General features: G+C 73.8%; 15 protein-coding genes. 8 read left to right on the top strand and 7 right to left on the bottom strand.

All coding sequences use genetic code 11. The features are described from left to right. Nucleotides 1-168: 168 nt before the first annotated feature. Both ACSUPV_RS09760 and ACSUPV_RS09765 read left to right on the top strand, forming a co-directional pair. Nucleotides 169-4200 (top strand): molybdopterin-dependent oxidoreductase, encoded by a 4032-nt coding sequence (locus ACSUPV_RS09760; protein ID WP_436947313.1) that lies wholly within the window; start codon nt 169-171, stop codon nt 4198-4200. Nucleotides 4201-4332: 132 nt separating this feature from the next. After that, entirely contained in the window at nt 4333-6012 is a 1680-nt protein-coding gene (locus ACSUPV_RS09765; RefSeq protein ID WP_436949887.1) for a hypothetical protein, read from the top strand. Nucleotides 6013-6017: 5 nt separating this feature from the next. On the opposite strand, the gene ACSUPV_RS09770 is transcribed toward ACSUPV_RS09765, so the two are convergent. Next, the gene (locus ACSUPV_RS09770) at nt 6018-6533 is read right to left on the bottom strand and encodes a YceI family protein (protein ID WP_031119002.1); all 516 of its coding nucleotides are present in this window, start codon (nt 6531-6533) and stop codon (nt 6018-6020) included. Between the two features lie 124 nt (nt 6534-6657). Here ACSUPV_RS09770 and ACSUPV_RS09775 point away from each other — a divergent pair, with 124 nt between their 5' ends. The 6 genes from ACSUPV_RS09775 to ACSUPV_RS09800 all read left to right on the top strand — a co-directional run bounded on the left by ACSUPV_RS09775 (nt 6658) and on the right by ACSUPV_RS09800 (nt 13910). After that, nucleotides 6658-7158: a MarR family winged helix-turn-helix transcriptional regulator gene (locus tag ACSUPV_RS09775; RefSeq protein WP_031119001.1), complete on the top strand. Its 501-nt coding sequence runs from the start codon at nt 6658-6660 to the stop codon at nt 7156-7158. A gap of 70 nt (nt 7159-7228) precedes the next feature. Then, nucleotides 7229-10345: an FAD-binding and (Fe-S)-binding domain-containing protein gene (locus tag ACSUPV_RS09780; protein WP_436947314.1), complete on the top strand. Its 3117-nt coding sequence runs from the start codon at nt 7229-7231 to the stop codon at nt 10343-10345. A gap of 202 nt (nt 10346-10547) precedes the next feature. Further along, the gene (locus tag ACSUPV_RS09785; protein ID WP_436947315.1) at nt 10548-11900 is read left to right on the top strand and encodes a hemolysin family protein; all 1353 of its coding nucleotides are present in this window, start codon (nt 10548-10550) and stop codon (nt 11898-11900) included. Continuing rightward, nucleotides 11897-12919: a hemolysin family protein gene (locus tag ACSUPV_RS09790; RefSeq protein WP_037761685.1), complete on the top strand. Its 1023-nt coding sequence runs from the start codon at nt 11897-11899 to the stop codon at nt 12917-12919. Before ACSUPV_RS09785 ends, ACSUPV_RS09790 begins: the two co-directional genes overlap by 4 nt. Nucleotides 12920-13306: 387 nt before the next feature. Then, nucleotides 13307-13531, top strand: coding sequence for a hypothetical protein (locus tag ACSUPV_RS09795; RefSeq protein WP_031118994.1), 225 nt, complete (start codon nt 13307-13309; stop codon nt 13529-13531). A 205-nt stretch (nt 13532-13736) separates the two neighbouring features. Continuing rightward, the gene (locus ACSUPV_RS09800) at nt 13737-13910 is read left to right on the top strand and encodes a hypothetical protein (RefSeq protein WP_359793155.1); all 174 of its coding nucleotides are present in this window, start codon (nt 13737-13739) and stop codon (nt 13908-13910) included. 3 nt (nt 13911-13913) lie between these two features. Here ACSUPV_RS09800 and ACSUPV_RS09805 read toward each other — a convergent pair whose 3' ends face one another. The 6 genes from ACSUPV_RS09805 to ACSUPV_RS09830 all read right to left on the bottom strand — a co-directional run bounded on the left by ACSUPV_RS09805 (nt 13914) and on the right by ACSUPV_RS09830 (nt 20933). Further along, nucleotides 13914-15032, bottom strand: coding sequence for an acyltransferase family protein (locus tag ACSUPV_RS09805; RefSeq protein ID WP_382610761.1), 1119 nt, complete (start codon nt 15030-15032; stop codon nt 13914-13916). A 141-nt stretch (nt 15033-15173) separates the two neighbouring features. Continuing rightward, nucleotides 15174-16739 carry an ABC transporter ATP-binding protein gene (locus tag ACSUPV_RS09810; RefSeq protein ID WP_436947316.1) on the bottom strand — a complete coding sequence of 522 codons (1566 nt, stop codon included), beginning with the start codon at nt 16737-16739 and terminating at the stop codon, nt 15174-15176. After that, nucleotides 16736-17542, bottom strand: coding sequence for an ABC transporter permease subunit (locus ACSUPV_RS09815; protein WP_037761680.1), 807 nt, complete (start codon nt 17540-17542; stop codon nt 16736-16738). Before ACSUPV_RS09815 ends, ACSUPV_RS09810 begins: the two co-directional genes overlap by 4 nt. Continuing rightward, on the bottom strand, nt 17539-18528 hold the full coding sequence (locus tag ACSUPV_RS09820; RefSeq protein WP_436947317.1) for an ABC transporter permease: 990 nt from the start codon (nt 18526-18528) through the stop codon (nt 17539-17541). The genes ACSUPV_RS09815 and ACSUPV_RS09820 overlap by 4 nt, the downstream gene beginning before the upstream one ends. Beyond that, a complete protein-coding gene (locus tag ACSUPV_RS09825; protein WP_436947318.1) occupies nt 18525-20108 on the bottom strand; it encodes an ABC transporter substrate-binding protein in 1584 nt (527 codons plus the stop codon). The genes ACSUPV_RS09820 and ACSUPV_RS09825 overlap by 4 nt, the downstream gene beginning before the upstream one ends. Before the next feature lie 15 nt (nt 20109-20123). Beyond that, nucleotides 20124-20933, bottom strand: coding sequence for a class I SAM-dependent DNA methyltransferase (locus ACSUPV_RS09830; RefSeq protein WP_382610958.1), 810 nt, complete (start codon nt 20931-20933; stop codon nt 20124-20126). Between the last annotated feature and the right edge of the window lie 13 nt (nt 20934-20946).

Genomic DNA, 20946 nt, shown 5'->3' on the forward strand with positions numbered 1-20946 from the left:
CTGCATCGGCCAATTGTGGCGCACGGTCACCCGTTCAGCCCAACAGCGACACGCTCCGCGACCTCAATGCACCTCACAACAGCCGGAAGGCCGCTGTGTGACGGGCGTAACCCCTCATGATCGGGCGAAGTGACAACGGTGTAACGGGCGGTCCGTACCGTCGGGGGTATGACCACGACCCACGGGACCCGGCAGGAGACGCGGCAGGTGCGCACCGTCTGCTCGTACTGCGGTGTGGGCTGCGGCCTGGTGCTCGACGTCGGGACCGGGCCGGACGGGCGGCGCACGGTCCTGAAGGCGTCCGGCGACAAGGCGCACCCGGCGAACGCGGGCCGGCTGTGCACCAAGGGCGCGACCACGGCCGACATGCTCGCCGCGCCCGGACGGCTGACCGCCGCGCTGGTGCGGGACGACCGGGGCGACGAGGCGGTCCCGGCGCCGGTGGCCGACGCGATCGCCGAGACGGCCGCCCGGCTGCGCTCGATCGTCGACGAGCACGGACCGGACGCGGTCGCCTTCTACGTGTCCGGGCAGATGAGCCTGGAGGCGCAGTACCTCGCGAACAAGCTGGCCAAGGGGTTCGTGGGGACGAACCAGATCGAGTCGAACTCGCGGCTGTGCATGGCGAGCGCGGGCACCGGCTACAAGCTGTCGCTGGGCGCGGACGGGCCGCCCGGCTCGTACGAGGACTTCGACCGGGCGGATCTGTTCCTCGTCATCGGGTCGAACATGGCCGACTGCCATCCGATCCTCTTCCTGCGGATGATGGAGCGGGTCAAGGCGGGGGCCCGGTTGATCGTCGTGGATCCGCGGCGGACCGCCACCGCGGCCAAGGCCGACCTGTTCCTCCAGGTCAGGCCGGGCACCGACCTCGCGCTGCTGAACGGCCTGCTGCACCTGCTGCACGCGGACGGGCACACCGACGACGCGTTCGTCGCCGCCCACACCGAGGGCTGGGAGGCCCTGCCGGAGTTCCTCGCCGACTACACCCCGGCGGCGGTCGCCGAGATCACCGGGCTCGCCGAGGACGACCTGCGCGAGGCGGCCCGGCTGATCGGTGCGGCCGGCCGGCGGTGGATGAGCTGCTGGACCATGGGGCTCAACCAGTCCACGCACGGCACCTGGAACACGAACGCCCTGGTCAACCTGCACCTGGCGACGGGGGCGATCTGCCGCCCGGGCGCCGGGCCGTTCTCCCTCACCGGCCAGCCCAACGCCATGGGCGGGCGCGAGATGGGCTACATGGGGCCCGGGCTGCCGGGGCAGCGGTCGGTGCTCGTGGCCGAGGAGCGGGCCTTCGCCGAGGAGGTGTGGGAGCTGCCGCCGGGGACGCTGCGGGCCGACGGGGTCGGCAAGGGCACCGTCGAGATGTTCCGGAAGATGGCCGACGGCGAGATCAAGGCCTGCTGGATCATCTGCACCAACCCGGTCGCCTCGGTCGCCAACCGCCGTACGGTCATCGAGGGCCTGGAGGCCGCCGAGTTCGTGGTCACGCAGGACGTGTTCGCGGACACCGAGACGAACGCCTACGCCGATGTCGTCCTGCCGGGCGCGATGTGGACCGAGGCGGAGGGCGTCTTCGTCAACAGCGAGCGCGATCTCACGCTGACCCGGCCGGCCGCGGACCCGCCCGGGGAGGCGATGGCCGACTGGCGGATCATCGCGGAGATCGCCCGCGCGATGGGGTACGAGAAGGGGTTCTCGTACGACAGCGCCGAGCAGGTCTTCGAGGAGATCCGCCGGTTCCACAACCCCAGGACCGGGTGGGACCTGCGCGGGGTGTCGTACGAGCGGCTGCGCGAGACGCCCGTGCAGTGGCCGGCCGCACGGGAGGACGGGCCCGCGCGCAACCCCGTCCGGTACGTCGGCGAGGACGGGCTGCGCTTCCCGACCGCTTCCGGGCGGGCGGCGTTCTTCGCGCGCCCGCACCTGCCCGCCGCCGAGCTGCCGGACGACGACTATCCGTTCGTGCTGAACACCGGCCGGGTGCAGCACCAGTGGCACACGCTGACGAAGACCGGGAAGGTCGCCAAGCTCAACAAGCTGAACTCCGGGCCGTTCGTGGAACTCCACCCGGAGGACGCGTCACGGCTCGGTGTCGCCGAGGGCGATCTCGTCGAGGTCGCCTCGCGGCGCGGGCGGGCCGTGCTGCCGGCGGTGGTGACGGACCGGGTGCGGCCGGGGTGCTGCTTCGCGCCGTTCCACTGGAACGACCTGTTCGGCGAGTACCTGAGCATCAACGCGGTGACCAGCGACGCGGTGGATCCGCTGTCGTTCCAGCCGGAGTTCAAGGTGTGCGCCGTGTCGCTGGCGAAGGTGGCGACGCCCGTGCGCGAGGAACCGGTCGCGGCGCTGACGCCGACGGCCGTCACGCCCGGCGGCCCCGGTCCCTTCGGCCTGGAGCCCACCCCTCCCCCGGTGCTGTCCGCCCAGGAACGCCAGTACCTCACCGGCTTCCTCGCCGGGCTCGGCTCGGGCGCGCCCGGCGTTCCGGTGCTCCCGCCGGACGCGCCGTTCTCGCCCGAGCACGCCCTGTGGGTGAACGGGGTCCTGGCCGGCATGTACTCGCGTTCGGCGCCGCCGGCCGCCCCCACGCGGGAGCCGTCCGGCCGGGAGGTCGTCGTGCTGTGGGCCTCGCAGACGGGCAACGCCGAGGAGTTCGCCGCCGCCACCGCCGAGCGGCTGGCCGCGACCGGGCACCGTACGACCCTCGTCGGCATGGACGAGGCCGATGTCGCCGCGCTCGCCCGCACGGCGGACCTGCTCTTCATCACCAGCACCTTCGGGGACGGCGACGCACCCGACAACGGCTCGGGCTTCTGGGACGCGCTCTCCGGCGACCGGGCCCCGCGGCTGGACGGGGTGCGGTACGCGGTGCTCGCCTTCGGCGACTCCTCGTACGACGACTTCTGCGGGCACGGGCGGCGGCTGGACGCGCGGCTCGACGAGCTGGGCGGGGTGCGGCTGGCCCCGCGCACGGACTGCGAGCCGGACTACGAGCCGTCCGCCGGGAAGTGGCTCGACCAGGTCCTCTCGGCGCTGGGCGGCACCGTCACGGAGGAGCCGAAGCCGGCGGGCCGGGCCAAGGCCCCGGTCGGCACGGCCCGGCTCGTCGGCAACCGGCTGCTGAGCAAGCCGGGCGCGGGCAAGGAGGTGCGGCGGTTCACCTTCGACACGAGCGGCACGGACCTGGCGTACGAGGCCGGGGACGCCCTGGGCGTGCGGCCGGTGAACGCGCCCGCGCTGGTGGAGGAGTGGCTGGCGGTGACGGGCCTGGACGCCTCGACGGCCGTCGCGGTCGACGGGGTCGGTGACGTCCCCTTCGGCGAGGCCCTGCACCGGCACCTGGACATCACGCGGATCACCCCCGACCTGCTCCGCTTCGTCGCCGAGCGCGCCCGGGACGACCATGAGCTGCGCAGACTGCTGCGGCCCGACAACAAGGACGGCCTGGCGCAGTGGAGTTGGGGGCGGCAGGCCGTGGACGTGGTCGCCGAGTACGCGGTGCGGGCGAGCGCCGCGGAGTGGGCCGGGGTGTTCAGGAAGCTCCAGCCGCGCCTGTACTCCATATCGTCCAGCCCACTGGTGGACCCGCACCTGGTGTCGCTGACGGTGTCCGTGGTGCGGTTCGAGAACCTGCGCGGCCGGGCGCGCGGCGGGGTCTGCTCGCCGTTCCTCGCCGACGCCGAGCCGGACACCGAGGTACCGGTGTTCGTGCAGCGCTCGCCGCACTTCCGGCCCCCGGCCGACGCCTCGACGCCGATGGTCATGGTCGGGCCCGGCACCGGCGTCGCGCCCTTCATCGGCTTCCTCCAGGAGCGGCGGGCGCTCGGACATCACGCCCCCAACTGGCTGTTCTTCGGCGAGCAGCACCGCGCGACGGACTTCTACTACGAGGACGAGCTGACCGCCCTGCGCGACGAGGGCACCCTGACCCGCCTGGACACCGCGTTCTCCCGCGACCAGCGCAACAAGGTGTACGTGCAGGACCGGATGCGCGAGCACGGGCCGGAGCTGTGGCACTGGCTGCGCGACGGGGCCCGCTTCTACGTCTGCGGCGACGCCTCCCGCATGGCCAAGGACGTGGACCGGGCGCTGCGGGACATCGCGGTGGCGCACGGCGGGATGAGCGAGGCGGAGGCCGCCGCGTACGTGAAGCAGCTCGCGGCGGACAAGCGGTACGTGCGGGACGTGTACTGACCGGCCTTACCGGCCTCACACCGGACTCTTCACCTCCGCCCGGGCCCCGCTCACCGGTGGCGATTAGCGTCCTGCGGCGTGTACTCGGCAGAAACCACACGGGTGGTGCCCGGCCCGCGCACGCAGTCGGCGGTGTCCGTGCCGCCCCCTCCCCCGGCCCAGTGGCACCGGGTCCTGACCCTGCTCGCCGACATCAGCCTGCTGATCGGTACGCGCTCGGTGTGGACGGCGGCGGCCGGTCACCGGCCGGCCGTGGCCGCGGTGATCTCGGTGTGCTACGCCTCGATCCTGGCGTGCGGGGTGCTGGCCCTGGTCGTCCGCCGGGCGCGGTCGCTGGCGCGGGTGGACCTGTGCGTGCTGGTGACGGGCGTGACGCTGGTCCTGTGCGCGTGGGTCATGCTGCACCACGGCTCCGACGAGGCGCTGCTGACCACCCAGGCGGCGCGGGAACTGGCCGCGGGGCGCCCGGTGTACGGGCAGCCGTGGCCCTGGCTCTTCGGCCACGGCGTGGCCCTGACCCCGACGGTGACCGGCGGCTACGACCTCACCTACGGCTATCCGCCGCTGGCGCCGCTGCTGGCCGTGCCGCTGCTGTGGCTGGGCCACGGCGGTGCCCCGGCGACGGCGGTGAGCACGGGCGCGCTGCTCACCGGCACGGTCGTGCTGTGGCGGATGCTCCCGGCGCCGTGGCGGTCGGCGGCGACCATGGTGTGCCTGGGCTTCGGGATGCTGCCGTCCTACGGGCGGCTCGGCTACCCGGCGATCGTGGCGCTGGCCCTGCTGGTGCCGGTGGTGGTGCGCTGGCCGCGGACGGGTGAGGGCGGTCGCCTCGGGGCGGCGGGGCTGGCGCGGGCGGCGTGTCTGGGGGCGGCGTGCGCGGCGCAGCAGCTGCCCTGGTTCCTGGCGCCGTTCCTGCTGGCCGGGATCTACGCCGTGCGGCGCGGTGAGCTGGGCGGGCGGGCGGCGGCGCTGGTGGTGCTGCGGTTCACGGGTGCCGCAGCGACGGTGTGGCTGCTGATCAACACGTACTTCCTGGTGAGCGAGCCGGGCACCTGGCTGACGGGGATCGCGCTGCCGCTGACGCAGGGCGCGGTGCTGCACGGCCAGGGCGTGGTCGACGTGTCGCTGTACCTGACGAACGGCAGCGACCGGCTCGACTGGTACTCCCACGCGAGCCTGCTGCTGCTCGCCGGTCTGCTCGCGCTGTTCGTGCTGTTCGTACGGCGGCTGGGCCCGGCCGCCACGGTCCTGCCCTGGTGCGCCTTCTACCTGGCGACCCGGTCGCAGGACGGCTACTACCTGATGATGACGCCGCTGTGGCTGGCGGCGGCGGTGACCGCTCCGGCGTCGGCGTTCGCCCGGGCGTGGCAGCCGCGACCGCGCCTGCTGTCGGGGCCGGGGCGCCGTCCGGCCCGTCTCGCCGCGGTGGCGCTGCTGCTGGTGCCCGCCCTGGCCGGAGCGGTCGTGGCGGCGACGGGCACACCGCCCCTGCGCATGCGGGTCACAGCGGCCCGTCACCCCACCCCGGGGACGGTCTCCCGGCTCACCCTCCAGGTCACCAACACGGCGGGCACGGCCCTCGCCCCGCACTTCACCCTGACCAGGGGCCAGGGCATGGACCCGTACTGGCGGATCGTCCGGGGTCCGCGCACCCTGCCCGCGCACAGCACCGCCCGGTACGAACTCCGGCCGCCCTCGGGCCGGTTCGGTCTGCCCCGGCCGGGATCCCGGATCCGGCTGCGGGCGTTCACCGCGTCGCCGCAGACCCTGTCGAGCGCGGATGTGCAGGGGGAGCTGCGCCGGCCGGGCTGAGGGGGTCAGGCCGTGGCCCGGGTGAAGCGGAGGATGGCGGTGACCGTGGTCCGGCCGCGGATCATGCCCAGCTGGTTCCAGCCCATGCCGAACTGATCCCGGTCCACGCTGAACTCGGTGTCCAGGGTGAGGCCGCTGGCGTCCGAGTCCTTCAGGCGGGCGGTCAGGGAGAGCGGCCTGCTGATGCCGCGCACGGTCAGCTGGCCGACGACGTGCACCTGGTCGCCGTCGCGGAGTTCGGCGCTGCGGGCCGCGAAGGTGATCCGGGGGTGGTGGTCGGCGTCGAAGAAGTCGGCGCCCTTCAGGTGGGTGTCGCGCTTGGCGTTGCCGGTGTCGAGGGAGGCGACCTCGAAGGTCAGGGTGCCGACGGCGGACCCGTCGGGCCGGACCTCGCCGGTGCCGCCGAGCGCGCCGAAGGTGCCTTTGACGTTGACCAGGCCCCACATGGTCTTGTGCTGGATGCCGACGGTCGAGGCGGTCGCGTCGAGCTGCCACAGTCCGGTTTCCACGGCGACGGTCATGATCTTCTCCCACTCATCTGTCGTCCAAATTTGGATGACTGCTTCGGATGACCGCACGCTAGCGGCTCGTCCAAAATTGGACAACCCCCTTCTTCAAATTTGGACAACGGGTACGCTTGAGCACATGGCCGCCTCTCCGGAACACCCAGCCGACCAGCCCGAATGCCCCTCGGGAGGCGGCGGGCTGCTGCCCGCCGAGCTGCGCGCCTGGATGCTGCTGCTCGCCGCGACCGGGGCCGTGGAGCAGCGGCTGCGCGCGGTCGTGAAGGAGAAGCTGGACGTCTCGCACGACGAGTTCCTGGTCCTGTGCCTGCTCGCGGAGCAGCCCGAGGGCGGTCTGCGCATGACGCGCGTCGCGGAGCTGCTGGGCCGCCCGAAGACCCGCCTCACCTATCAGATCGCCTGCCTCCAGCACGCCGGCCTCGTCACCCGCCGGTCGGTGTGCGGGGACAAGCGCGGCGTGGAGGTCGCCCTCACGGACAAGGCCCGCCGCCTGCTCACCGAGGCCTCCGGCCCGCTCGCCGAGACGGTCACGCAGGCGCTGCCCTGCTTCATGGGGCCGGACCAGCGCGCGGCGCTGTTCGGGCTGGTGCCCGACCTGGCCGAGGAGTCCCGCCGGGACTGAGGCCGGGTGAGCCGGAACGCCCTCGGGGGTACCCGGCGCCTGCTCGTCCCGTCACCAGCAGGAGGCCTTCATGGGCGCGTCGTACCTGCCCGACCCCGTCGTACGTCCCCCGCTCGGCGGACCGCCCGTCGATCCGGGGGCACTCGCGAAGGCGCTGCGCGAACGGGTCGACGGCGAGGTGCGGTTCGACGCCGGGAGCCGGGCCGCGTACGCGACGGACGCCTCCAACTTCCGCCGGACGCCGATCGGCGTGGTGCTGCCGCGGACGCCCGAGGCGGCGGCCGAGGCGGTGGCCGTGGCGTGGGAGCACGGGGCGCCGGTGCTGTCCCGGGGCGGCGGGACGAGTCTGGCCGGGCAGTGCGCCAACACGGCCGTGGTGATCGACTGGTCGAAGCACTGCCACCGGCTGGAGTCCGTCGACACCGAACGCCGCACCTGCGTGGTGCAGCCCGGCATCGTCCTGGACGAACTCAACCGGCAGCTCGCGCCCACCGGGCTGCGCTACGGCCCCGAGCCCGCCACCCACCCCAACTGCACGATCGGCGGCATGATCGGCAACAACTCCTGCGGCGCGACCGCCCAGGCACACGGCAAGGTCGTCGACAACATCGCCCGCCTGGAGGTGCTGCTCTACGACGGCACCCGCTTCTGGTGCGGCGAGACCAGCGACGAGGAGTACGCCCAGATCGAGCGGCAGGGCGACCTGCGGGCGGCCGTGTACCGGGGGTTGCGGGAGCTGCGGGACACTTACGGCGACGAGATCCGCCGGCGCTTCCCCGGCATCCCGCGCCGGGTCTCCGGCTACAACCTCGACTCCCTGCTGCCGGAACACCGCTTCGACGTGGCCGGGCTGCTGGTCGGCAGCGAGTCGACGCTCGTCACCGTGCTGCGCGCCGAGCTGGAACTCGTGCCCGTCGTGCGGGAACGCACCCTGGTGGTGCTGGGGTTCCCGCGGATCGACCAGGCCGCCGAGGCCGTGCCGGACATCCTGCCGCACGAGCCGATCGCCCTGGAGGGCGTCGACGACCGGCTCATCCACGACCAGCGGCTCAAGCACCTCAATCCCAAGGCGCTCGGCGAACTCCCCGACGGCCGGGCCTTCCTGATGGTGCAGTTCGGCGCCGACACCGTCGAGGAGGCGGACGGCCGGGCCCACCGCATGCTGGACGCGCTGCACGAGACCGAGCACGACCCCGACGTGGCGTTCCTCGACGACCCCGTCCACGAGCAGGAGCTGTGGCGGGTGAGGGAGTCCGGCCTCGGCGCCACCGCGCACGTGCCGCACCGGCCCGACACCTTCGAGGGCTGGGAGGACTCGGCCGTGCCCCCCGAGCGGCTCGGGGAGTACCTGCGCCGACTGCGCGGCTTGTACGAGGAGTTCGGCTACCTGAGCGACACCGGGCCCAGCTTGTACGGCCACTTCGGGCAGGGCTGCGTGCACACCCGGATCCCGTTCGACCTGTACACCGCCGACGGCGTGGCCGCCTACCGGCGGTTCATGGAGCGGGCGGCCGACCTGGTCGCCGAGTTCGGCGGCTCGTTCTCCGGGGAGCACGGCGACGGGCAGAGCCGGGGCGAGCTGCTGCCCCGGATGTTCGGCGAGGACCTGGTGGCGGCGTTCGGGCGGCTGAAGGCCCTATTCGACCCGCTGAACCGGATGAACCCCGGGAAGGTCGTGGCGCCGTACGGGCTGGACGAGGACCTGCGCCTGGGCGGCGACTGGGCGCCGCGGGACCGGCGCGACGTGCACTTCCGCTTCCCGCACGACGGCGGCTCCTTCGCCGAGGCGGCGAACCGGTGCGTCGGCGTCGGCAGGTGCCGGCAGCTCACCCACGAGGGCGGCGCGGTGATGTGCCCGTCGTACCAGGTGACGCGGGAGGAGGAGCACTCCACGCGCGGGCGGGCCCGGCTGCTGTTCGAGATGCTCGACGGGCACGGGGACAGCGCAATCCGCGACGGCTGGCGCTCGCGGGAGGTCAAGGACGCCCTCGACCTGTGCCTGGCGTGCAAGGGCTGCAAGAAGGACTGCCCGGCCGATGTCGACATGGCCACCTACAAGGCCGAGTTCCTGTCCCACCACTACGCGGGCCGGCCCTGGCGCCGGCCCCGCTCCGACCTGTCGATGGGCTGGCTGCCCGCCCTGGCCCAGGCGGTCGGGCGCACCCGGCTCGGCCCGGTCGTCAACGCGCTCACCCACACCCCGCCCCTGGCGAAGGCGGCGGTCGCCGTCGCGGGGATCGCGGACCGGGAAGTGCCCCTGTTCGCCGGGCAGACGCTCCAGCAGTGGTTCCGGCGGCACGAGCCCTCGGGCGACGGACGGCGCGGGACGGTCCTGCTGTGGCCGGACACCTTCACCAACCACTTCCACCCGCACATCGGCCGGGCCGCCGTCACCCTGCTGGAGCACGCGGGCTGGCGGGTCGAGCTGCCCGCCGAGCCGCTGTGCTGCGGCCTGACCTGGATCTCCACCGGCCAACTCGGCACCGCCGAACGCGTCCTGACCCGGACCGTCCGCCGGCTCGCCGGGCACGTCCGGTCGGGCGGCCTGGTGGTGGCGCTGGAACCGAGCTGCACGGCCGTCCTCCGCTCCGACGTGGCCGAGCTGTTCCCGGGCGACCGGGACGTACGACGGCTGCGCGAGCAGACGGTGACGCTCGCCGAGCTGCTCACCGAGCACTCCCCCGGCTACACGCCCCCGCGGGTGCCCGAGCGGTCCGCGCGGGCGCTGGCGCAGGTGCACTGCCACCAGCACGCCGCACTGGGCTGGGACGCCGACGGGGAGCTGCTGCGGCGGGCCGGGGTCGACGCGGAACGGCTGGAGGCGGGCTGCTGCGGGCTGGCCGGCAACTTCGGCTTCGAGCGCGGCCACCTCGCCGTCAGCGAGGCGTGCGCGGAACAGGCGCTGCTGCCGCGGCTGCGCGCCGAGGCCCCGGAGACGGTCGTGCTCGCCGACGGCTTCAGCTGCCGTACCCAGATCCACGAGCTCGACAGCGGCGGCCACGAGGGCGTGCACCTCGCGGAACTGCTGGCCTCCGCGCTGCCAGGCGGCCCGGGCAGCGCGTACGGCGCCGCGCCGGACGCCCGCCCCGCCTCCCCCGGGCGGCGGGGCAGGGGCCTGGCGCTCGCCGGGGCCGGGGTGGCCGCCGCGGGTGCCGCCGCCGGGCTGGTGCGGGGGCTGCGCCGCTGAGCCGGCACGCGCGCGCCGAGCGGCGTTCTCTACACCGTCGTAGAATCCGGGAACACGGGCGCGCCCGCAGACGTTGACCCGGAGACAGACCACACCTAAGGAGCCACTTCTTGTCCGCCAGACCGACGGACCCCCCGGGGCACAGTCCCGGACCATCCCGCCACGACATCAGTGATCGCGGCACACGGCGGGATGGTGTTCGATGAGTGCCGCGAACGCCCTCCTGGGCCTGCTCGCCGTGTTCGTGCTGACCGCCGGCACCGGCTACTTCGTCGCCCAGGAGTTCGCCTACGTCTCCGCGGACCGGCTCACCCTCGCGCGTGAGGCCGAGGCCGGGGACCGCAAGGCCGCCCGTGCCCTCAGGGTGCTGGAGCGGCTGTCGTTCATGCTGTCGGGCGCGCAGCTCGGCATCACCGTCACCGGGCTGGTCGTCGGCTTCATCGCCGAGCCGTCCGTGTCCGCGCTGCTGCGGCCCGCCCTGTCCGGGATCGGCCTGCCCGACGCGGCCGTCGGCGGCGTCTCCGTGGTGCTGGCCTTCGTGCTGGCCACGGTCGTACAGATGGTGCTGGGCGAGCTGGCCCCGAAGAACCTCGCCATCGCCGTGCCCGAGCGGCTGGTGAAGGCCCTGGCCCCGTCCACGCTGGCGTATCTGAAGGTCGTCGGACCCGTCGTGCACGTCTTCGACAGCGCGGCGAACAAGCTGCTGCGCAGGGTCGGGATCGAGCCGGTCGAGGAACTGCACCACGGCGCCACGCTGGAGGAGCTGGGCCATCTGATCGGCGAGTCCCACGAGCAGGGCGCGCTGCCCAAGGACACCGCCGCCCTGCTGGACCACGCGCTGGAGTTCTCCGAGCGCAGCCTCGACGAGGTGATGGTGCCGCGCGCCGACGCCGTCTTCGTCCGCAGGGACGCGGGCGCCGAGGAGGCGATCGGCCTGATCGCCCGGCACGGCCACTCCAACTACCCCGTCCTCGGCGACCACCCGGACGACATCGCGGGCGTGCTGGGCGTGCGCGAGCTGACGGCGCTGCCCGCCGCCCGGCTCGCCGGCGCGACCGCGGGCGAGGTGGCCCGCCGTCCGCTGCTGCTGCCGGACACGCTGGCGCTGCCCGACGCGGTGACGCGGATGCGGGAGCAGGACGACGAGTTCGCGGTCGTCCTCGACGAGCACGGCGGCGTGGCCGGCATCGTCACCTACGAGGACATCGCGGAGGAACTGGTCGGCGACATCGCGGACGAGTCCGACACGGTCACCGTGCTCGCCGTCGCGGACGGCGACGGCTGGCTGGTGGACGCCGGCCGCCGGCTGGACGAGGTGGCCGAGGCCACCGGGGTCCGGCTGCCGGAGGACGACGACTACGACACCGTGGCCGGTCTGGTCGTGGACCGGCTCGGCCGCTTCCCGACGGTCGGCGACCGGGTCACGGTCGAGCTGCCCGAGGGCGGCCTGGCCGTGATCGACGTGCGCACGCTCGACCGGCACGTGGCCGACCGCGTACGGATCAGCCCGTTCGTGGACGCCGCGGAAGCCCGAGAAGCCGAGGAGATGGCGTGAGTTTCCCGACGGCGGTCTTCGTGACCGTGCTGCTGCTCATCGGCAGCGGCTTCTTCGTGGCGGCCGAGTTCGCGCTGGTCGCCGCCAAGCGGCACCGCATGGAGAAGGCGGCGGCCGAGGGGCGGCGCGGTGCCGGCGCGGCCCTGGCCGGCATGCGCGAGCTGTCGCTGATGCTGGCCGGCGCCCAGTTGGGCATCACCGTGTGCACGCTGGGCCTGGGCTCGGTGTCCAAGCCGGCCATCTCGCACGAACTCGACCCGCTGCTGCACAAGCTGGGACTGCCCAGCGCCGTGTCCTACGGGGTCGCGTTCGCCGTGGCGATGGTCGTGGTGGTGTTCCTGCACATGGTGGTCGGCGAGATGGCCCCCAAGTCGTGGGCCATCGCCCACCCCGAGCGGTCGGCGATGCTGCTCTCACCGCCCTTCCGGGCCGTGGTGCGGGCCGTGCGGCCGCTGATCCGGCTGCTCAACCGGGTCAGCAACGGCCTGGTAAGGCTGTGCCGGGTGGCCCCGCGCGACGAGCTGGCCTCGGTGCACAACCGGGAGCAGCTGACGCACCTGGTGGAGGAGTCGGAGCGGCTGGGCCTGATCAGCGCGACCGACTCGGAGCTGCTGACCCGCTCCCTGACCGAGCCGGAGACACCGGTGGCCGCGCTGCGGATCCCCGCCGCGGAGATCACCTGGGTGGAGGGCGGCTCGGACATCGAGGCACTGCTGCGGACGGCCGCCGCGCACGACCGCACCCGGCTGCTCGTCCGGGAGAACGGCGTCGTCCTCGGCTCGGTCCACGCCCGGGACGCCCTGGTCGCCCGGGCCCGGGGGCGGGCCGGGACCGCGCGGGAACTGGCCCGGCCCGTGCCCGCGCTGACGGAGGACACCACCGTCGCCGACGCGATCGAGGTGCTGCGCCGGCGCCGGTCCTCCCTGGCCGTCGTCCGCGACGGCGCCGGCCGGCTCACCGGTCTGGTCACCCTGGACGACCTGCTGGCGCGGCTGCTGCAGCCGGCCGGGGCGGCCTAACCAAGCGGAATCCGAACCTCCAGCACATCTGCACACGGTTCGCCAGGACGCCACGGGGCGGCACGCCGGGCGCCAAGTCCATCACCCGTCATGGGGACTTGGCGCCGAAGTGCCCGCTTCGGGAATCGGGGCGCAATACATGTGCGGGCGGCAGGCCGACGGACTGTGTGAAGGAATGGGAGCATTTCGTGTGCCCATGGTCATGACGGTGAAGACGGTCGCCGCCATGACCGGCGCGACGCCGGGAAGCGGTTGGAACTTTTCTCCCGCGGAATGCTTTGATCCTGCGCACGGCGGAGCCGTCGGTACGGAATCCTGGTTCCGGATCCGGCGACCCCCCACGCGCGCCGCCAATGCGAGACATTCACGCGAAGGGAAACACCTCCAATGAACCTCACCTCTCGGGTCGACATCGCCGAGCTGTCCGACGCCGACCTGGAGAACGTCTCCGGCGGTATGGCGGGCGGTGCCTCCGCGGGCCTCGTGGGCAGCCTCTCCGCCGGCCTGGTCGGGCCGCTGACCGCCGAGCTCTGCGGCAGCCTCCAGGGAACCCTGTCGACGGAGGGCGGGGCGGCCTCCGGGAGCGCGGGCGTCCACACGACGTCGCTCTGACGCCAGCCGCGTAAAGGGCCCCGGGACACGGTTCCCGGGGCCCTTCGCCGTACCCGGGGTTCTTCTCACGGTCGCAAAGTTGGGGAATTCGCGAAACTCGTGACGGAATTCTGGACACGACGGGGGTGGGTAACACCGCGGCACGGCATGACGCAGACTTACACGGGCCCCCAGACCCGGCTGTAAACGCGATAGGACGAACCCCGTGAAACCCGACTCGATCCGGAACGAAGAACTGCCGATCTACGAAAGCCTCATACGCGAACGCGGTGACGTCGTCGAAGAGGCTCGCGTGGTCGCCGAGGAGACCCAGCACCAGATGACGCAGGCCCTGAACGGGCACGCTCCGCTGCAGCAGGAGACCGGCACCCAGCAGTAGGCCTCACGCGCGGGCATCGCCCGGCGGCGGGGCGGCGCCCCTCCTGCCGAAGGCCCACGCCATCCCCGGTTCCGTCACGCAGCGGAAGACGCGCCGCACGGACGGGGTGCACAGCGCCGTGACGACCACGGCCCCGACCAGGGTGGCGGCGATCGCGCCGACCGGCCGGTGGACCCAGGCCGGCTCGTACCAGCCCCAGTGCTTGGCGGCCTGGGCGACGAAGCCGTGCAGCAGATAGCCGTACAGCGTCCCCGCGCCCAGGGCGGTGAACCACGTCCGGCGCCCCGGCACCCAGGCGAGGAAGCAGGCCACCAGGACCGCCGAGCAGCCGAAGGCGGCCAGCGTCATCACGGGCCCGTACCAGAAGGGAGCGGCCAGCTCCCGGGCGCTGTCCGCGTGGAAGAACCAGGCGTAGTTCATCCGCGGCACCGCCCAGTACGCCACGCCCAGCGCGCAGACGGCCACCGGCACGGCGAGGATCCGCGCGGTGCGCCGTCTCACCCGCCGGAAGTGCTCCGGCCGCAGCAGCAGGCCCAGCACGAAGTACGGCAGGAACTGCAGGGTGCGCTGCAGGTCGAGGTCGTGGCCGAGGGACGGAGTGAGCGTCGCCAGCATCGCGACGCCGAGGGCGACCGGCAGCGGCCACCGCACGAGCCGCCACACCGGCGTGGTCAGCCGCCAGACGAACAGCGCCGCCAGGAACCAGGTCAGGTACAGCGGGTCCAGCAGGCTGACCGGCCGGTCGGGGTCCTGGCTGGTCCACCGGGTGAACAGGGTGTACGCCGTCTCGAACACCACGTACGGGACGACGACGCCGGTGACCAGGCGCCTGAGCCGTGCGGGGCTGCCGTCGAAGGTGCGTGAGAAGTAGCCGGAGATGACGATGAACGCCGGCATGTGGAAGGCGTAGACGAGCATGTACAGGGCCGTGACGGCCCTGCTGCCGGGGCGCAGCGGCTCCCAGGCGTGCCCGACGGCCACCAGCACGATCGCCAGGTACTTGGCGTTGTCGAAGAACGCGTCCCGCTGCCGGGGCGGCCGGGCCGGCGTGTCCCGCTCCCCCGCCCGCGGCTCCCGGGTCGCTTCGGCCACCGGGCGGGCCGTGGCCACCGTGTCACTCACGGGCCCTCCCGGGGATCCTCGAAGCGGCTGTGCCTCGTCTTGCCCGGGGTAAGGGGGTGGCGTCTGCGCGGAACATCGCCCGCACCCTAATCACAGGGCCGCACCCTTGTTCAACTCGTAACGGACGGGACCGGCTTCGGTTCATGCCCGGGTATACGTGCCGAGGCGGTCGATCGTCTCCCGCAGGGCGACCGTGAAGGGGTGCCGCGGCTCGGTCAGGACCCGTCCGGCCGGGCCCTGTTCCACGACTTCGCCGGCGTCCAGGACGGCGATGCGGTGGGCGAGGGCCGCCGTGGCCGGGTCGTGGGTGATGAGGACGAGGGCGAGGTCGCCGCGGTCGCGGACCAGGGCGGCGAGCAGGTCGAGGATGCCCCGGCGGGTGACGGTGTCGAGGCCGGAGGTGATCTCGTCGCAGATCAGGACCCGGGGGTGGGCGAGGAGGGCGCGGGCGAGGGCGGCGCGCTGGAGTTCGCCGCCGGAGAGCTCGCCGGGGCGCCGCCGGGCCAGGTCCTCCGGCAGGCCGAGCCGGGCGAGGGTGGCCGACGCCTCGTCCGTCGCCGCCCGTTCCCCGGCGCCCCGCAGCCGTACCGCCGTGCGGGCCACCTGGTGCAGGACGGGCCGGTGCTCGTCGAAGGCGGCGCGGGCGTCCTGGAAGACGTACTGCACGGCGGCCAGTCGGTCCCGGCCGCGGTGGCGCAGGCTGCGCGGCAGCGGCGTGCCGTCGAGGAGGATCTCGCCGTCGTGGTGGCGGTGGAGGCCGGCGAGGCAGCGGCCGAGGGTGGTCTTGCCGCTGCCGGAGCGGCCGACCACGGCCAGGCACTCGCCGGGGTGGAGCGCCAGGTCGGGGACGCGCAGGACGGTGGTCGCACGGTCGTGGACGGCGGTGAGGTTCCGGACGTGGAGGGTGGGCCGGCCGGGGTCGGCGGGTGCCTCTTCGCGCGGGGCCGGGGGCTGTTCGCCGAGCAGCCGGCGGGTCCACTCGTGGCGGGGTGCCTGCCACAGCCGGGCCGCGGGGCCCGACTCCACGACCCGTCCCGCGCGCAGGACGAGGACCTCGTCGGCGAGGGCCCGAACCACGTCGAGGTCGTGGCTGAGCAGCACGACCGCGATGCCGCGGGCCGCGACCGCCGCGAGCTGGTCGACGATGCCGCTCTTGGTGACCGGGTCCTGGCCGGTGGTGGGTTCGTCGGCGACGACGACCCGGGCGCCGAGCAGAAGGGCCTGGGCGAGGACGACGCGTTGCTGCTGGCCGCCGGAGAGCTGGTGCGGGTAGCGGCGCAGCAGCGCCTCGGCGTCCGGGAGCCGGGCGTCGGACAGGGCCCGCAGGACGAGTTCCCGGGCCGCCGTGCGCCGTTGGGGCCGGGGCAGGTGGCGTACCCGGGGACGGGCGAGGTCGTCGAGGAGGGCGCTGACACGGCGGGCCGGGTTGAGGACGGCCGCCGGGTGCTGGGGCACGTAGCCCACCCGGCCGTCGGCGGGCCGCTGCACCTCGCCCGTGACCCGGGCCCCGGGCGGGTACTCCCCCAGCAGGGCGAGGCCGGTGGTGGTCTTGCCGCTGCCGGAGGCGCCGACCAGGGCGGTCACCGTGCCGGGGAGCACGCGCAGGTCCACCCCGTCGACGATCGGGCGGCCGTCGATCTCGACGCGGAGGCCGTGGATCGCGGCGACCGGCTCCGGCGGGGTGGTCGGGTCCGTCTCGTCGTTCACGGCCGCCGTCCCTTCCTTCTCGGGCTCTTCTCCAGGGCGGCGTCGAAGAGCAGGTTGGTGCCCGTCGTCAGGGCGACGATCAGCAGGGCGGGCACGACCACGGCCCAGGGCTGGACGAAGAGGCCCGTGCGGTTGCGGTCGACCATGACGGCCCAGTCGGCGGCGTCGGGGGCGACCCCGACACCGAGGAACGCGGCCGTCGACACCAGGTACAGCACGCCGGTCAGGCGGATGCCGGCGTCGGCGGCGAGGGTGCGCAGGGACGAGCGGCCGACGTAGCCGACGGCGACGCGCCACCACGACTCGCCCTGCATGCGCAGTGCCTCCACGGCGGGCCGGGCCGCCGCCTCGGCCGCCGCGGCCCGTACGATCCGGGCCGCGTCGGGCACGTTCACCAGCGCGACGAGCAGCGCGAGCCCCGCGGCTCCCGGCGTGAACACGGACGCCACCAGCAGCACGAGCAGCAGCGACGGCACGGCGAGCAGCACGTCCAGCGGCCGCATCAGCAGCTCCTCCAGCCGCCGTGCGTGGGTGACGGCGCTGACGAGTCCGACCGGGAGGGCGACGAGGTAGGCGAGGGCCGTCGCCGCGAGCGCGGTCAGCACGACCGTGCGGCCGCCGTGCAGCACCTGCTGCCAGACGTCCCGGCCCACGAAGTCGGTGCCGAGCCAGTGGCCGCCGCCGAGGGTGAAGGAGGCGGCGCGCGGGCCGGGTTCACCGGCGAACAGGGGGCCGAGGAGGGCGAGGAGCAGCGGCACCGCGACGACCGCGAGGCCGAGGAGCAGCCGGCGCGGGGCCGTCATGCCGCCACCCCCGCCCGGGGCGTCAGCCGGTACGCCACCACGTCCGCGGCCAGGTTCAGGACGACGGTCAGCACGCCGAACACCACGGCGAGCCCCTGCACCACCGGCACGTCCCGTTCGGCGACGGCGTTGAGGAGGACGGTCCCGAGGCCGGGGATCACGAACAGCGCCTCCACGACGATGACGCCGCACAGCAGCCAGTCGATGGTGCGGGCGAGCTGCTGCGCGGCCGGGGCCAGGGCGTTGGGCAGGGCGTGGGCGTAGCGGACGCGGGCGCCGGGGACGCCGTAGCGGCGGGCGTGGGCCGCGTACGGCGAGGCGAGCGCGTCGACCATGCCGGCCCGGACGAGACGGGACAGGGAGCACACCGGGCGGGCCAGCAGGACCAGCACGGGCAGGACGAGCACCGCCGGGTGGCCGACGAGGTCGGTGCCGTAGCCCACCGCCGTGGGGGGCAGCCAGGCCAGTTTCAGCGCGAACACCGTCACCAGCAGCACGCCCAGGGCGAACTCGGGTACGGCGTACACGGCGAGGGTCACGGAGCTGACCAGCCGGTCGATCAGCCGCCCTTCGTGCCGGGCGGCGAGCACGCCGAGCCCGAAGCCGAGCGGGACGAGCAGGGCGAGGGTGAGGGCGGCCAGCAGCAGGCTCGGGCCGAACCCGCCGGCGATGTACTCGCTCACCGGGCGGCCGGAGGTGAGGGACGTGCCGAAGTCGCCGCGCGGCAGTCCCGCCGCCCAGTCCGCCAGGCGTTCGTGCGCGGGCCGGTCGAGGTCCATGGCCTCGCGGATCGCCGCGATGCGGGCGGGGTCGGGCTGGTCCCCCGCGAGGGCGACGGCGGCGTCGCCCGGCAGGGCCTCGGTGAGGGCGAAGACCAGCAGGACGACGGCAAGGGTCTGGAACACGCCGAGGGTGAGGCGCCGGGCGACGAAGGAACGCAGTCCGCCGGGCCCGCCGCTCGACGTGCCGCGGGGGGCCGTTTTCACGCCAGCCACACCTTGTCGAAGCGGGCCCAGTCGAGGGTGTTGGCGGGGGCCTTGGTCTCGACTCCCCTGACCTTGCGGGACGTGCCGAGGATCCAGTCGGCGAAGCCCCAGATCAGGAAGCCGCCCTCGGTGTACAGGCGGCGCTGCATCCGCTCGTAGACGGCGGCCCGCTCGGTCTTGTCGCGGGTGGACTGGGCCTGCTGGTAGAGGGCGTCGAAGTCCTTGTGCCGCCACTGGGTGGCGTTGGTGGTGGAGTCGGTGAGGAGGCGCTGGGAGATGTGGGCCTCGATGGGCATGGCGCCGGAGCGGTAGCAGCACAGGGTGCCGCCGTCGAGGATGTCGCTCCAGTAGGAGTCCTTGCTGCCGGTCTTCACGTCGATCGTGACGCCCGCCTCGGCGGCCTGGTCGCGGAAGATGCTCGCGGCCTCGGTGAAACCGGCGGCGACGGCCGAGGTGTCCAGGGTGACCTTCAGCTTCTCGGCACCGGCCTGCTTGAGCAGGGCGCGGGCGCGGTCGAGGTCCTGCGCGCGCTGCGGCAGTCCGTCGGCGTAGTACTCGTAGCCCTTGCCGAACAGGTCGTTGCCGACCTCGCCCGCGCCGGAGAGGGCACCGGCGACGAGTTCCTCGCGGTCGGCGATGAGGAAGAACGCCTCACGGACGCGCTTGTCGTCGAAGGGCGGCCGGTCGGTCTTCATGCAGAACGCCTGCATGGCGCTGTTGCGCAGCCGCACGATCTCGATCTGCCCCCGGCCCTCGTGGGCCCGGGCGGTGGTCGGGTTGAGCTCGTGGGCGTACTCGACCTGGCCCGCGAGGAGGGCGTTGACCCGCGCGGACTCCTCGTTGGCGACGACGAACTCGATCTCGTCGAGGTGCGGGGCGCCGTCCCAGTAGTCCTCGTAGCGGCGGAAGACGGCGGAGCGGCCGGGCGTGAAGGACACGAACCGGAAGGGCCCGGAGCCGATCGGCTTCCTGTCGAAGTCGCCCGCGTGCTCGGGGACGATGTACGCGCCGAACGCGGCGAGGACGTTGGGGAATTCGGCCGTGGGGCGCTTGAGGACGAACTCGACGGTCCGGTCGCCCCGGGCGCGGCTGGCGTCGAGGTCGATGGGTTCCAGGGACGCCTTGGCGCGGAACGCCTGCTTCGGGTCGGCGATGCGGCGGTAGCTGTGCAGGACGTCCTTCGCGGTGACCGGCTTGCCGTCGTGGAAGGTGGCCTCGCGCAGGGTGACCTGCCAACGGTCGAGGGTCTTGTTGGACTGCCACTTCTCGGCGAGGCGGGGCTGGGCGGAGAGGTCGGCACCGTAGTCGGCGAGCTTGTCGTAGAGGGCCTTGGCGCGGGCGACGTCGGCGAACAGGTTGGCCAGGTGCGGGTCGAGGGTCTCGCCGGCGCCGCCTCCGGCGAAGGCGGCGCGCAGGCGTCCGCCGCGCCGGGGCGTTCCGCCGCTGCCGCTGTCGGCCTTGTCGTCGGTGCCGCCGCCGCAGCCCGTGAGGGCGAGGGCGGCTGCACCGGTGGTGGCGGCGAGGAAGCCGCGGCGGCGCAGGGCGGGGAAGCGTTCGCCGGGCAGGCGTTCGTCGTTCATGGCTGGTCCTTCGGGTCAGTGGGTGAGCGTTCGCGCGACGAGGTGCAGCCGGTCCGCGTCGGTGCTCCGGCCGGGCACCTCGCCCTCGGTCCAGGGGGGTTCGGTGCGGGGGCCGGGGCCGTCGTGGAGTTCCAGCACCTCGAATCCGTGCGCGGCGAGGAGGTGCCGCAGCTCCTGCGGGAAGAGCAGCCGCCAGGCGGAGTGCTGGGTGACGGGCGGTGATCCGTCGTCGGTGGTCCAGACGCGGGTGCGGCGCAGGAGCTGGGCCGTGCGGTCCACCGTCAGCGTGGTGGTGGACCGGTGGGCCGTGCCCTGCCAGGTGAACTCGTTGACCGCGGGCCGGTCGAGGAGGTCGGTCCGGCCGAGGAAGTAGGCGCCGTTGCGCATCTCCGCGACGAGCAGGCCGCCCGGTGCGAGGGCCTTGCGGCAGGAGGTGAGGAAGCCGTCGAGCTGGTCGTTGGTGTGGCAGTACAGCAGGGAGCTGTCCAGGCAGACGACGGCGTCGAACGTGCCGAGGTCGAAGCCGTGCAGGTCGGCCCGGACGTACGCGGGGCCGGGATGCCGCGTGCGGGCGTGGGCGAGCATCGCCTCGGAGAGGTCGGCGCCGGTCACCGTCCGCCCGGCCCGGTGCAGCGCGGCGGCGTCGCGGCCGGTGCCGCAGCCGATGTCCAGCACGCGCGGCCCGGCCCCGTGGCGGCGCAGGCAGTCCTCCGTCCAGCGGGCGGCCAGCCGTTCGGCGTCGGGGAAGCGGGCCTCGTACAGCGCCGGGTTGTCGGTGAGGAGGTTGCCGCTGCTCGCGGACCGCCCATTGGAACCACGGGTCACGCCTCGGCTGCTG

Origin of the sequence: Streptomyces sp. SudanB52_2052 (assembly GCF_964272415.1) — a bacterium.
Lineage (GTDB): Bacteria > Actinomycetota > Actinomycetes > Streptomycetales > Streptomycetaceae > Streptomyces > Streptomyces olindensis.